Annotated in this window: 10 protein-coding genes; 5 read left to right on the forward strand and 5 right to left on the reverse strand. The window is 46.2% G+C overall.

Going from position 1 to position 14,713, the window contains the following annotated elements; genetic code table 11:
• Positions 1 to 5: 5 nt before the first annotated feature.
• Positions 6 to 158, forward strand: a complete 153-nt coding sequence (locus AC1XUF_RS22550) for a FeoB-associated Cys-rich membrane protein (protein ID WP_483344104.1) — start codon at positions 6 to 8, stop codon at positions 156 to 158.
• A gap of 58 nt (positions 159 to 216) precedes the next feature.
• On the opposite strand, the gene acs is transcribed toward AC1XUF_RS22550, so the two are convergent.
• Positions 217 to 2,106: an acetate--CoA ligase gene (acs, locus tag AC1XUF_RS22555; RefSeq protein ID WP_483344105.1), complete on the reverse strand. Its 1,890-nt coding sequence runs from the start codon at positions 2,104 to 2,106 to the stop codon at positions 217 to 219.
• 274 nt (positions 2,107 to 2,380) lie between these two features.
• Between acs and AC1XUF_RS22560 the strand changes: the two genes are divergently transcribed.
• Entirely contained in the window at positions 2,381 to 3,586 is a 1,206-nt protein-coding gene (locus AC1XUF_RS22560; protein WP_483344106.1) for a THUMP-like domain-containing protein, read from the forward strand.
• Here AC1XUF_RS22560 and AC1XUF_RS22565 read toward each other — a convergent pair.
• On the reverse strand, positions 3,579 to 3,935 hold the full coding sequence (locus tag AC1XUF_RS22565) for an ArsC family reductase (RefSeq protein WP_483344107.1): 357 nt from the start codon (positions 3,933 to 3,935) through the stop codon (positions 3,579 to 3,581). The two genes, AC1XUF_RS22560 and AC1XUF_RS22565, sit on opposite strands and share 8 nt — an antisense overlap.
• A 75-nt stretch (positions 3,936 to 4,010) precedes the next feature.
• On the reverse strand, positions 4,011 to 5,402 hold the full coding sequence (locus tag AC1XUF_RS22570; RefSeq protein WP_483344108.1) for a dicarboxylate/amino acid:cation symporter: 1,392 nt from the start codon (positions 5,400 to 5,402) through the stop codon (positions 4,011 to 4,013).
• Between the two features lie 330 nt (positions 5,403 to 5,732).
• Here AC1XUF_RS22570 and AC1XUF_RS22575 point away from each other — a divergent pair, with 330 nt between their 5' ends.
• Genes AC1XUF_RS22575 through AC1XUF_RS22585 form a run of 3 tightly spaced genes read left to right on the forward strand, consistent with a single transcriptional unit; the run spans position 5,733 to position 10,186 of the window.
• The gene (locus AC1XUF_RS22575; RefSeq protein WP_483344109.1) at positions 5,733 to 6,584 is read left to right on the forward strand and encodes a universal stress protein; all 852 of its coding nucleotides are present in this window, start codon (positions 5,733 to 5,735) and stop codon (positions 6,582 to 6,584) included.
• 9 nt (positions 6,585 to 6,593) lie between these two features.
• Positions 6,594 to 7,724 carry a magnesium/cobalt transporter CorA gene (gene corA / locus AC1XUF_RS22580; protein WP_483344110.1) on the forward strand — a complete coding sequence of 377 codons (1,131 nt, stop codon included), beginning with the start codon at positions 6,594 to 6,596 and terminating at the stop codon, positions 7,722 to 7,724.
• Positions 7,715 to 10,186, forward strand: a complete 2,472-nt coding sequence (locus AC1XUF_RS22585; protein ID WP_483344111.1) for a bifunctional UDP-N-acetylmuramoyl-tripeptide:D-alanyl-D-alanine ligase/alanine racemase — start codon at positions 7,715 to 7,717, stop codon at positions 10,184 to 10,186. The genes corA and AC1XUF_RS22585 overlap by 10 nt, the downstream gene beginning before the upstream one ends.
• Here the strand turns inward: AC1XUF_RS22585 and ppk1 are convergent, their stop codons facing one another.
• Positions 10,187 to 12,517, reverse strand: a complete 2,331-nt coding sequence (gene ppk1, locus AC1XUF_RS22590) for a polyphosphate kinase 1 (protein ID WP_483344112.1) — start codon at positions 12,515 to 12,517, stop codon at positions 10,187 to 10,189.
• A gap of 182 nt (positions 12,518 to 12,699) precedes the next feature.
• Positions 12,700 to 14,655 (reverse strand): DNA topoisomerase (ATP-hydrolyzing) subunit B, encoded by a 1,956-nt coding sequence (gene gyrB / locus AC1XUF_RS22595; protein ID WP_483344113.1) that lies wholly within the window; start codon positions 14,653 to 14,655, stop codon positions 12,700 to 12,702.
• Between the last annotated feature and the right edge of the window lie 58 nt (positions 14,656 to 14,713).

Consider the following 14,713-nt stretch of genomic DNA (forward strand, 5'->3'; position numbering starts at 1 on the left):
GGGTCATGGACATACAGCAATTGATCGTACTTATTCTTTTCCTGATAGCGGGAGGCTTTATCGGTCGGCGTATCTGGAAGACTTTTGATAGCCGCAACAGTGGAGGATGCGCAAAAGGATGCGGCTGTGCAGCTGATAAGGCATCATTAAAAGCTTAATTTGTCAGACATAAAAAAGGTAGCCTTGAAGAGCTACCTTTTTTATGTCTGACAAAGGCTATAGCGCCCCTTTTTTGATATCGTCGACAACCGCCGGGTCCAGTAACGTGGAAGTATCACCTAGATTACTGACATCTCCTTCCGATATTTTTCTTAAAATCCGTCGCATGATTTTTCCAGAGCGGGTCTTTGGCAATCCCGTCACAAATTGCACCTTATCGGGTTTAGCAATTGGCCCGATGATGCGGGAGACCGTTGCCGAAATGTCTTTCCTGAACATATCCGCATCATCTATCTCCTTTTCTGCAATCACGTAAGCATAAATTCCCTGACCTTTGATATCGTGCGGATAACCGACTACTGCAGATTCCACTACACCAAGGTGCATATTGATCGCATTCTCGACTTCCGCAGTTCCAATCCTGTGGCCCGAAACATTCAGTACGTCATCGACACGGCCTGTAATGCGGTAATAGCCATCTTCGTCACGCAAACAACCGTCACCTGTAAAATACATTCCAGGATAAGTTGAAAAATAGGTTTGCTTGCAGCGCTCGTGATCGCCATAAGTGGTTCTGATGATTCCCGGCCATGGAAATTTGATACAAAGATTTCCGCTCACGCCATTTCCTTCGATTTCTTTTCCATTTTCGTCGACCAAAACCGGCTGTATCCCCGGTAATGGCAGTGTGGCAAAAGTTGGTTTTTCGGGCGTAATGCCAGCCAGCGGGGATATCATAATTCCGCCGGTTTCTGTTTGCCACCAGGTATCTACCAATGGGCAATGGTCTGCACCAATGTTGGTTTTATACCAATGCCATGCCTCCTCATTAATCGGCTCACCTACCGAACCGAGCTTTGTCAGCGAAGAAAGATCATTTCCATTCACATAGTCCAGACCCGAGCTCATCAATGAACGGATGGCCGTAGGAGCGGTATAAAGGATGTTCACCTTGTGCTTTTCAACGATTTTCCAGAAACGGCTTGCATCCGGGTAAGTGGGGACCCCCTCGAAAATAACCGAGGTAGCACCACAACAAAGCGGACCATACACGATGTAGCTATGCCCGGTAATCCAGCCGATATCGGCGGTACAGAAATGAATTTCGCCTGGCTCATACTGGAAAACATTCTGAAAAGTATAAGCGGCATAGATCATGTAGCCACCGCAGGTATGGACTACACCCTTAGGTTTTCCGGTAGATCCGGAGGTGTACAGGATAAACAGCATATCCTCCGCATCCATCGGCTCGGCCGCGCAGACTGAATCCACCAATTTCACCTCTTCTTCCCACCACAAATCCCTTCCTTTGAGCATGGAAACCGGCGTACGCGTGCGGGTCATGACGATTACATTCTTCACTGTATCGCATTGCACAAGTGCCTCATCAACCGTCGCTTTCATTGGGATCACCTTATTGCCACGGAACGCGCCGTCCGAGGTGATTACCATGGTGCAAGCGGCATCGTTGATCCGGTCGGCTATGGACTTAGCCGAAAAACCACCGAAAACAACCGAGTGAATTGCTCCAATCCGAGCGCAGGCCAGAACAGCAACAGTCAGCTCGGGCACCATGGGAAGATATATACAAACCCGGTCCCCTTTTTTGACACCATGTTTTTTCAACACATTGGCAAACCGGCAAACCTGATCGAACAAAACACGGTAGGTTATAGAAACTGATTTATCTTCCGGATCATTAGGTTCCCAGATAAGAGCTATCTGGTCGCCCTTATCTGCCAGATGACGGTCCAGGGCATTTTCCGTGATGTTAAGGACACCACCTTCAAACCATTTCACATTTGCCTCGGTAAAATCCCAGCTGAGGGCTTTTTTCCAGGGTTTACGCCATTGAAATTGTTGGGCCACCTCCGCCCAGAAACCTTCGGGATCATCTACACTTTGTTTGTAGGCAACCTGATACTCTTCAAAGGTCTTAATTCTCATGATAAATAAAGGTTAAACTTAAGGAAATAGGATATTAGACGACAAGTTATAATTTTCATCTGGTTAGTCCTACTTGACTAAAAACGCTGGTCAGGCATTAACAGGCCTATTTAATTGATAATCAGACAAAAGTAAAATGGTGCAAATCATCTGCATTCTGATAATATTTCTAAATCCGACTTGTTGGTATATAAGCTCCGATCAGTTGCCAAAATGATTTAATTTCGACCTCTCAAAACCTGCGAAAGGTATTGATGCATATCCTTTACATAAGATGGGAACAGACGGACCTGGTTTGTCGGATGAGGAAATCATTTTTATACAGTCACACCAACATGAAAATGTCAGTCGGCTGATTTTGAATGCCGGCCATTACAAGGGTTTGGATGTCAAAAAACTCGCGGGCCAGATTCTGTCCCGGCAGAAGGCTGCAAAAAAGCTTCCCGACTGGTACCACAATGAGCAACTGGTTTTTCCTCCGGCCCTATCCGTGGAGCAATGTTCCTCGGAAGCTACGGCACGCTATAAAGCAAGTCTGGTTTCCGGAAAAAAACTGGTAGATATCACTGGCGGAATGGGTATAGACAGTTATTATTTAAGCCGGAGTTTCGAAAAAGTTGAATATTACGAGAGGCAGCAGGAAGTTGCGGAAACGGCACGCTATAATTTCCATCAGCTCGGCGTCCGCCACATCGAAGTCCACGAGGAGGATTCGCTCACAGCCCTCTTGCATCATGTTTCAGCGGCGGACTGGATTTACGCAGATCCCGCCAGGAGAACCGAGAACCGGGAAAAAGTTGTCAGGCTCACAGATTGTACACCCGATATTTTATCGAATCTTGATCTGTTGTTCAAAAACGCCCCTAACATCTTGCTAAAAACCTCCCCGCTTCTCGACATCGCATTGGCCTGCAGTGAATTACAATGGGTGAAAGAAGTTCATGCCGTTGGTTATGAGCAGGAATGCAAGGAATTGCTTTTCGTTTTGAACAAGGATTTCAAAGCCAGCCAATACAGGGTTAAAGCCACCATTCTGGATCAAAATGGAAATCCCAGGCAGGTCCTCGATTTTGACCCTGAATCAGAACGGAATGCAGAGGTCACCTATTCCGACCCGCTTGGCTATTTATACGAACCGCATCCTGCCATTCTGAAAGCAGGGGCATTCAAAACCATCTGTGAACGCTATCGCGTGGATAAAATCGCCGCTAACAGTCAATTGTACACGTCAGCACATTTGGCGGGCAATTTCCCCGGGCGGTCCATGAAAATCATTGCAGTTTGCAAACCGGATATGCGGGAATTAACAAAACATATCGGAGGAAATAAAGCCAACCTGACTGTCCGTAATTTTCCTGCCAAAACAGAAGAATTGAGAAAGAAGTGGAAACTCAGGGAAGGCGGTGACTACTATTTGTTCGCAACTACACTCACCGATCAATCAAAAGTGGTAGTAGTAACCGTCAGGGCCTCTACTTAAGAAATGTTTCTTCGTAAATCTTCTCTGAAAACCCAAGTGTAACGGCTTTGCCCGTGGCATCTTCAATTACAGGCCTCTTGATTACAGTGGTATGAGCCACTGCCAACCTAGCTGCTGACTTCTCGTCGATTACTTTTGCCCTTTCTTCTTCCGAAAGCTCTTTCCAGGTCGTGGAAGCTTTATTGATCACTTTTTCCCAGGGAAAAACTTTAAACCACTTTTTAACCTTGTCGGCACTGATCGCATCTTTACGATAGTCGTAAAAAGTGTATTCAATATGATGTTTATCAAGCCAGGTACGCGCTTTTTTGATGGTATCGCAATTAGGTATTCCGTAAACGGTTAACATATGCAGAGTTAAAAGGTCAAAAGGTTAATGGTCAAGGGATAATGGTCTAAAGGTCAATACTAAGGATTGAACTCCTTAAACTGCTATTTCTTCCGTCACCAAGTCAGAATTGTGCATTTTCTCATCGTCCAATTCCCCTTCCCAGCGGGCAATCACTGCTGTGGCCAGGCAGTTCCCGGTTACATTGACAGACGTCCGCGCCATATCCATTAACTCATCAATACCCATGATTAGTAATACGGGCCACTCAGGCATTCCGAAGTTAGCAATCGCCCCCAGAAGTATTACCAATGTTGCGCGTGGAATACCAGCAACCCCTTTACTGGTCAGCATGAGCAACAATACCATGGTGAGCTGTTGCCCAAACGACATTTCGGTACCTGTGGCCTGGGCCACAAAAACGGTTGCCAGCGCCAGATAAAGCGTGGACCCGTCGAGATTGAAGCTGTAACCAGTTGGCATAACAAAGGATACGATCTGACGGGGAACGCCGAATTTCTCCATTTTCTCCATTGCTTTGGGCAGTGCAGATTCCGAACTGGTGGTTGCAAATGCGATGGATACCGGCTCGAAAATAGCCTTTGCAAACTTGATCACCGGGATCCGGGCGAATAAAGCGATCGGGACAAAAACAATTAGTATGAAAACAATCAAGGCGCAATACAAGGTAGCCAGCAGCAAGGCAAGGTTTTTCAAAACATCGATGCCCATATGGCCAACGGTTTCGGCAATAGCCGCTCCTACCCCGATTGGCGCAAAATACATGATGATTTTGGTAAACTTAAACATCACCTCCGCCAGCAATTCCACGCCATGCACGAATTTCTCTTTTTTAGCAGCCGGCAGCAATGCCAGGCTTATCCCAAACAAAACACTGAAAACAACAATTTGCAATACTTCCCCATGATAAATGGACTTGGCGACGTTCTCGGGAAATGAATGCAGCACAATATCCTGCCAGGTCTGCTCTGCTACTTTCGGCAAGGTAGCATTGAGCGATTCGGGGGGTACAATACCCACGCCTGGCTTAAACCAGTTGGCAAAAAACAACCCGATCAGCAATGCAAACGTGGTTACCACCTCGAAGTAAAGCAATGATTTCCAACCCATTCTGCCAACTTGTTTCAAATCCGAATGTCCGGCAATTCCCGTGACCAGCGTGGCAAAAAGCAAAGGTGCAATCACCGTTTTGATCATCTGCAGGAAGATCTGCCGCAGGAAATGCAGCTCAGTCCCCATTTTAGGATAATCATACCCGATCTCAGTGCCTACAAGCATGGAGATCAGGATGGAAGTAGTGAGGTTTTTCTTTAGTATGGCAAATACGACAAGGCCCGCCAGCGCAAGCCAGCGGAGCAAAATAAGCACATTATCAGAAACGGAAATAACATCATAAGCATTTAGAACTGTTGCAATTGCCGCTATGGTAACCAGCGCGATGTTGATAATGGTAATTTTGCTCTTCATACAGAAAATTGAAGTGATGAGTAGTTTGTGAAGGTAAACTTATAAAAAATCAGTTTAAGCCCAACTATGCCAATCGGCCCTATTAAGGTAAGATGCAAAATTTATAATATGTTTTCAAGGCTGTTATTTATTGATTGTATTAAACATTTTCTGATTTTTGAAATAAAAAATGGATCTACCCAAATTTTGCATGGAACTCTGGCATAAAAATTGAGTTTCACACTCAACATGAAATATTAAACTTTTGATAAGATGAGCCAAATCCTTTGTTTCATTCTTCAAAATGAATAGGTTCGGAAACTGCTTTCCAAAACATCATAATTAACTGACATGAACCGGATACTTGTCCCTATCGACTTTTCAGAAAATGCTGACCATGCCCTTGCTGCCGCGAAAATTATTGCCGAAAAAGAGATCACTGAGCTGCTTGTATTGCACGCATATCAGCCGTACATAGCCGATGTAAACCTGACACCCGGCAATATCGTACCTGGTGTGGGCGGTTCTGATTTTCTGGGCATGACCAGCGAACTGGAAGATGAGTTCAAGAAAAAACTGGAAAGTTACGCCGATCAACTCGCCACAGAGGGCTATCGGGCGCAAGCCATCTGGGCATTGGGCAGCATTCAGTCCAGCATTGAAGATGCCGTAGAAGAATACAATCCTGATATGATCGTGATGGGCAGGACCGGTACAGGCGGATTCCTGGACAAACTGATCGGCAGTTCGGCGACCCAAATCGCACTGCATGCCACATGCCCTGTCCTGGTTATACCACCGCATGTCAGTCCGGGCAAATTTACCAAAGTCGTATATGCTACTCAGTTTGAATATGATGAGAATGATATTTTAAAAGAGGTTTTTGTCTTGATGAACCATTTTGGTGCAAGCCTGACCTTGCTGAAAGTGAAGTCGGACACCCAACCCGATATTCAGCCTGACAACCAATTCATCGCTGAAATCAAGAAGGAATTTGATATAGCAGAGGGCCAGATCGTGATCCGCCAGGCCAAACACGTATTGGACGGGATTGAGGATTATTGCGACGAGGTGAAAGCCGACCTGCTGATGATGTCTTCCCGTGAACGTTCGTTCATTGAAGAATTTCTGATCAACCCAAGCGTTACCAGAAAGCTCATCATTGACACGCACGTTCCATTAATGGTTTTTCATCTTAAGTAATTCTTAAAATTGAACAAGACAGGAGAAAGCGAAGGTGTAAAGCGCAAGGAGATAGCACCGATCATCAAGAAATCGAAGCGCTATAAAAGGCGTAATTTGCTGACTTCGCCGGGCACACTGACCTACATAGGGCCTGAGATTGAACTCAAAACCAAAATTCGCAGGATCCAGTATAACGACAAAGTGTTCCGGGACGAACAAGCGCATTCCTTGAAAGACTGTGCTCCTGCTGAACCTGACGAGACCATCATCACCTGGCTTGACGTGGACGGCATCCACGAGATCCCGCTCATCGAAAAATTAGGGAAGCTGTACCAGCTACACCCCCTTCTGCTGGAAGATGTGGTCAATACGGAACATAAGCCTAAATTGGAGGTGTATGATTCAGGTTATCTTTTCCTGACGCTGAAAATGCTTCATGTAGAATATGAATCCCCTATCAGCATATCCTGGGAACACGTAAGCTTTGTGGTAGGCGAAAATTACCTGATCTCGTTCCAGGAAGAACTCACCAACGATATTTTCAGTCCGGTACTGGGCAGGTTACAGGCTTCAGTTGGCAAAACACGCCGAAATGGGCCTGATTACCTTTTATTTGCCTTGCTGGATGTCATTGTCGACAACTATTTCATCGTCCTGGAAAAACTGGGCGACAGCCTTGATGCGACAGAGGACAGGGTCATCAGTGGTTCGGAAAGTGTGTCGCTGAATGAGCTATACGCCTTGAAACGCGAACTTAGCGTTGCAAGGCGGCAGATCTGGCCTTTGCGCGATATGCTCAACCAATTGATTAGGGAGGATAACATCCAAATAAAAAAAGACGTAATACCTTACTATCGCGACCTCTATGACCACGTCATGCAGGTGTTGGACACTATTGATTCCTACCGTGAGCTGGTCGCCAGCCTTGCCGACGTGCATTTATCCGCCATCAGCAACCGCATGAATTCCGTCATGAAAACGCTTACCATTTTCTCCGCCGTTTTTATGCCCTTGACCTTCATAGTCGGCGTATATGGAATGAACTTTGAATTTATGCCTGAACTAAAGTGGCATTATGGCTACTTTTACGTCTGGGGTCTGATGGTCGTCGTCACCATCGGGATGATTTTTTATTTCAAGTCTAAAAAATGGATGTAGGTTTCAAACCGCAAGCTGCTTACCTTCTTACCGATAGCCGTCAAGTTTCTTTTCCCGAACAAAGCATTTTTTTCGCGATTAAAGGCGCAAGGCACGATGGTCACGCATTTATCAATGATTTATACAAGATCGGCGTCCGGGAATTTGTTGTTGAAGAGGATTCCTGGTCCGAATCCTTAAAAAAAGAAACCGCCCGATGGCACGATGCGCAAATTTGGGTGGTACCATCCGCAGTCAGGGCCTTACAGAAGCTGGTTTCTGAGAAAAGAAAACAGTTCGATATACCCGTTCTGGGCATTGCGGGCAGCAATGGTAAAACGATCGTGAAAGAATGGCTTGCCCAACTGATGGCACCAGACCAGCGGATCCTGGCAAGTCCCAAAAGTTATAACTCACAGATCGGCGTTCCCTTATCAGTCTGGAACCTCAGCAGCGAACATACGCTGGGCATTTTCGAAGCGGGTATTTCAAAAGCCCACGAAATGGAATATCTCCAGCCGGTTATGCAGCCCACTATAGGTATTTTCACCAATATCGGCTCAGCGCACGACGATGGTTTCAGGAGCCGGAAACAAAAAATCACAGAGAAGCTCCGCCTTTTTACCAAGGTAAAAAAACTCATCTATCGCAAGGATTATCAAGAGATCGACGAGGAAATAGCGTTGATCCTGCGGCCGGTTAATCCGTTTTTGGAAACCATCAGCTGGGGTACGACCAATTCGGGGGCCGGTATCCAGGTTTCGTATCAGATTCAAAAAGACAAGTCGGTCATCACTTTAAAAGGAAAGTCGGGATCCTTTACTTTTGAAACCGGTTTCCGGGACGAGGCATCCCTTGAAAACCTGACACATTGCATCGTATTCATGCTGGACTTTGGTATCGGGCCAGCCGCAATTCAGGAGCGGGTCCTTGCGCTAAAGCCCGTTTCCATGAGACTGGAATTAAAAGAAGGGATCAATCATTGTTACCTGATCGACGACGCATACAACAATGATCTGCAGGGGCTTTCTATGGCATTAAACTTTCTGTCACAGCAGGAACAGCGCCAAAAAAAAGCCATCATCCTTTCTGATGTTCTGCAAACCGGGCAGAGACCTTCCGATCTGTATGGGCTGGTATCCAAACTGTTAAAGGAAAAATCAATCAACCGGCTCATCGGAATAGGCCCGCAGATCAGCAGCCAGGCTACCCTGTTTGACATTCCCGAGCAGGAGTTTTTCAACGATACCGAGTCTTTTTTAAAAGATTTTCCATTCCAGACATTATCAGACAGCCTGATCCTGGTGAAGGGCGCAAGGCCCTTTTCATTTGAAAAGATCGTCCACAGGATACAACAAAAAGCACACGGCACTGTTTTGGAAATCAACCTGGATGCCTTGGCTCATAACCTGAACTATTATCGTTCGAAAATTGGACCCAGGGCTGGCGGTCAGGGAACCAAAATCATGGCGATGGTGAAGGCATTTGCCTATGGAAGCGGAAGTTCGGAAGTGGCTTCGTTGCTCCAGTTTCACAGGATTGACTATCTGGGCGTAGCGTATGCAGATGAAGGCGTGACGCTCAGGCAAAATGGTATTACGCTGCCAATTATGGTGATGAATGCCACTTCTCCGGCATTTGACCTGCTCTGGGAATACCGCCTGGAACCGGAAATTTACAGTCGCCGTATCCTGATGGACTGGGTTGAATATATCAAGAAAAAGAACGACGTAATCCACACGCCTTCTGTCCATATTAAATTGGACACAGGCATGCACCGTTTGGGTTTTGTAAAAGATGACTACCCATGGCTGGTTGACCAGCTACGACAAAATCCTGCATTGAAAGTAGCCAGCGTGTTCTCGCATCTGGTTGGTGCGGATGAAGGGATTCACAATGATTTTTCCAGAAATCAATATGCCCAGTTTATCGAAGGCGCCGCTCTTTTGGAAGAGACATTGGGTTATACAATCATCAAGCATATCCTCAACTCTGCCGGGATCGTACGTTTTCCGGATTATCGGCTGGATATGGTGCGGCTTGGTATCGGGCTGTATGGCGTGGAAGCAACCGGCCAGGAACAACATGCGTTACAGGCGGTTGGGACTTTGAAAACCATCGTCTCGCAAATCAAATATCTTTCCTCGGGAGAAACGGTCGGTTACAGCCGAAGCGGCCAGGTTGACCACGATTCTGCCATCGCAACGCTGGCTATTGGTTATGCCGACGGATATGACCGCGGATTTGGTAATGGTGTAGGCAAAGTTTCGGTCAATGGCCAGTTATGTCCTACTATTGGCAATATCTGCATGGATATGACGATGATCGACGTCACCAACGCTTCTGTGGAGGAAGGTGACGAAGTAATTGTTTTTGGTAAAGAGATACCTATCACCGAGCTGGCGAAAAGCATCCAAACCATTCCTTACGAGATTTTAACAGGTATTGGTGACCGGGTAAAAAGGATTTTTTACAAAGAATAATCAGGATAAGCCAGCCTCGGACTGTACTTCAATTTCAATAGGACCGGCTTCTGATGGTTTTTCTGTTTCTTTCGGCTCCGAATTGTCCTTGGGAATAAAATCCTCTTCAAAAAGGTGCGTCGCCATTACCTCATCGAGGGTAACGTCATAAAATGCCTGATGAACATTCAGCGGCTCTACGCCTTCGGGAATCTCGCATTTGATGTAGTTGCCATCTTCCTGCAGTTCATAGGCATTGACATTATCCTTAAGGCTGTAATAAAGGATATGGATTGCTTCCTGCCTCACACGGGGATCAACCAGCTTGAACAGCGACTCAATCCGTTTATCGAAACTGCGGACCATCGCATCGGCACTTCCGCCGTAAACCAGCGGATTCCCATTCTGATGGAAATAAAAGATTCTGGAATGTTCAAGGAAATCCCCTACCAGGGACCTTACGGTGATATTCTCGCTCAAACCAACACGTTTCGGGCGGAGGCAGCACATACCGCGTACAATCAACCGCACAGGAACGCCAGCCTCCGAAGCCTTATATAATTCCAGGATCGTGTCTCTGTCTTCCAGAGAGTTTATTTTAATACATATCCCACTTTTCAACCCGGCACGGGCATTTTCTGCTTCCTGCTGGATCAGCTCAATCAGCTTGGTACGCATATACCTCGGCGCTGTGATCAGGTTCTGGTATTCTGAGGGGATTGAATGCCCTGTAATTACATTGAAAAACTCGGAAATGTCGTGGGTATATTCCTCATTGGAGGTGAGCAAACCTGTGTCAGTATAAAGACGTGAAGTGTCTTCGTTGTAATTCCCACTAGATAAATGCGCATAACGGAGCACTCTGTTACCTTCGTTTCTGACGATCAGCAATAGTTTTGTGTGTGTTTTCAACAACCCGATACCATAAATCACAAAACAGCCTGCTTTTTGCAAACGCTGTGCTTCGCGTATATTGTTTTCCTCGTCAAAACGTGCCTTTACTTCGAAGAGAACGGCCACGTGCTTTCCGTTTTCGGCGGCATGCAGCAATGCTTCCGTTACCCGCGAATTTTTGGCTAGCCGGTAGATGGTCAGTTTAATGGACAAGACTTTGGGATCTTCCGAAGCCTGTTCCAGAAGTTGTAAAACGGGCTCAAAATTGTTGTAGGGATGGTGCAACAGAATATCCCGTTCGCGCATTACTTCAAAAATATCCGGAATACGCTCCCTGTCCAATCCCAGAGGCGGTACTGGCGCGTGGATCGGCGGGATCTGGTCTTTGAACTCGGGGTGTTTGATGATCCCCCATAGCGCAGTGTAGTCTATCAGGCCATCTATTTTAAAAACATTGTAATCATCAATTTCCCATCGCTTTTTGATCAGGTTCAGCAGGTCCGGGTTGGCATCGGGCTCAATGTATACCTGCACTACGCGACCGAGACGGCGGTTCTTGATTTTTTGCTTGATCTCATCTATGAAGTCCGCTTCGATGTCGTCGCTTTCCTCCAGCGTAAAGTCCCCATTACGGATCAGCCTGAACAAGTTGGTAGATACGATGTCGACATTTCTATAAAGCTTGTTGATATAGGCTCGAACGATACTTTCAATAGGAAGAAATAAAAGCTCATCGTCCCGCTCGATAACATAAAACCGCGGAAGGTTCAGCGGCAATTGTACAAAAGATAATTTGCGGTCTTCTTCGGAAGTAGTCCCTTTCACCTGGGTGATAACCCCTAACACCAGCACTTTCGCGAGTAATACCGGAAATGCGTGGGTATAGTCGAAAAGCATAGGTGTCAGCATCGGGTAAACCGTCCGCTCAAAATATTCTTCCACTGCAGCCTTCTCTTCCTCTTCCACCTCCTCTAATCCCACAATTCTGAAACCGTGCCGGGCAAACAAGGGTAGCAGCTGGTATTTGTAACAATCGTTCTGCTTGCGGACCGAATCGTGCAACTCGCGCATCAGCACTTTCCGGAAAGGAATTTCACGTAGTCCCGAATAGTCGAGGCGTTCTTTTCCGAAGTCAAGGTAATTATAAAGGCTGCCGACCCGGATCGTGAAAAACTCATCAAGATTTGAGGAGGTAATGGCCAAAAATTTCATGCGGTCGAAAAGGTTCCGCTCTTCGTTGATGGCCTGGTCCAATACGCGGTCATTGAATTTGAGCCAGCTCAGGTCACGACTGATGAGATCGCTCTGCTGAACTTGTGTATTTGCTTTCTCAGTAGAACTGACTGCTTTGTTGTCTTCGGCAGGCGCCGGTTCTTTCGAGCTTTTGAAGAAGGCTAATAAACTGGTCAGTTTGCCTTTTTTTTCATTGCTGTCTGAGGTGTCATTAGGGCCTGGCATAACTAAATTCAATTAATGTACTTAAATAGATAACCTTAAAATTCAACGAATCTAACCAATCTTATGTTTCAGCCTTGTGAAGTTTGTGTTAAATCTTCACCCTGAAAACAGGAACGGATGACTGCTATTGACAGCCATCCGTTCCCAAATTTGTATCGGAGCGCGGCTCCCGGAGCTAACGGCTAAACGTCAACACGTGCATATTTGGCATTTTTTTCAATAAAATCGCGCCGGGGCGCTACTTCGTCACCCATGAGCATAGAGAAAAGATGGTCTGCCTCAGCCGCCGATTCCACTGAAACCTGTTTAAGGCTTCTTCTGTCCGGATTCATGGTTGTTTCCCACAACTGCTCGGCATTCATTTCTCCCAAACCTTTGTAACGCTGCACGTTTACCGACTCTTCCTTTCCTGCCGCAATTTCGCGGATCGCTTCCTCACGCTGCAATTCGGTCCAGCAGTATCTTTCTTCTTTTCCTTTTTTGACGAGATAAAGAGGCGGCTGCGCAATGTAGATATAACCATGATCGATCAAAACCTTCATGTACCTGAAAAAGAAAGTAAGAATCAGGGTCCTGATATGGCTACCATCAATATCGGCATCCGTCATGATGACAATCTTATGATACCTCAGCTTGTCGATGTTCAGCGCCCTTTCGTCACCGTCCTTGCCGATCTGCACGCCCATTGCGGTAAACATATTCTTGATCTCCTCGTTTTCGTAGATGCGGTATTCCTGCGCTTTTTCTACGTTCAGGATCTTACCACGAAGCGGCAAAATTGCCTGATAAGCACGATTACGACCTTGTTTTGCGGTACCACCCGCCGAATCCCCTTCTACCAGGTACAATTCACAAATATGTGGGTCCGTTTCAGAGCAGTCAGAAAGCTTGCCGGGAAGACCTGTACCAGTCAGTACATTTTTGCGCTGAACCATTTCACGGGCTTTTTTCGCGGCAATCCGGGCCTTAGCGGCCAGAATCACTTTATCAATAATCACCCGGGCCTCTTTGGGATGCTCATCCAGATAAGTATCCAACATTTCAGAGACGACCTGGCTCACTACGCCAGTCACTTCCGAGTTACCCAACTTGGTTTTAGTCTGGCCTTCGAATTGCGGCTCGGCCACTTTAATGGAAATAACAGCAGTAAGCCCTTCACGAAAATCGTCCCCGCTGATCTCTATTTTTTCCTTTGCAAGGATACCCAGCTTGTCGGCATAGTTCTTTAATGTCCTGGTCAGAGCAGCGCGGAAGCCCGAAACGTGTGTTCCTCCTTCGACTGTATTAATATTATTGACATAGGAAAAGACATTCTCGCTGTACGAAGTATTGTACATCATCGCCACCTCCACAGGAACAGACCCCTTGTTAGTTTCCATGTGAATAGGCTCCGGGATCAGCGGTGTGCGTGTTGCATCGAGATAAGTCACAAATTCATTCAAACCAATCTCCGAGTAAAACTCTTCGCCCCTGAATTTCCCGTCCTCGTCTTCTTCACGCTTGTCTTCAAGTGTAATCCTGATCCTTTTATTCAAATAGGATAGTTCGCGCAGGCGCGTTGCAACAGTTTCATATTTGAATTCAGTGACGGTAAAAATGGTGGCGTCAGGCAGAAAGTGGATAAAGGTCCCTGTTTTTTCGGATTCCCCGATGACCCTCGTCGAATACAGCGGCTTTCCCTCGCTGAATTCTTGTTCGAATATTTTTCCTTCGCGGTGAACCTCTGCACGCAAATGTATAGAAAGTGCATTAACGCAGGAAACACCCACACCATGCAAACCTCCTGAAACCTTATAAGTGTCTTTATCAAATTTACCCCCTGCGTGAAGAACGGTCAAGACCACTTCCAATGCAGACTTCTTTTCTTTGGGGTGCATCCCTGTCGGTATCCCGCGGCCATTATCCTGAACGGTAATGGAATTATTTTTTTCAATCGTGACATTGATGGTGTCGCAATAGCCAGCCATTGCCTCATCAATGGAATTATCAACCACCTCCCAAATCAAATGGTGAACGCCTTTAAAACCCGTATCACCTATGTACATCGCGGGACGCTTCCGTACCGCCTCTAAACCTTCAAGAACTTGGATATTTTCGGCTGAATAACTATTTACTTCAAGCACTGTTTCGTTTGACATATAGTTTGTTTTTCATTTGGATAAAAAGAACCAGATTCTGGCTTTTTAAGCATGCGAA

It is taken from the genome of Dyadobacter sp. HNCC25DJ185 (genome assembly GCF_056895195.1).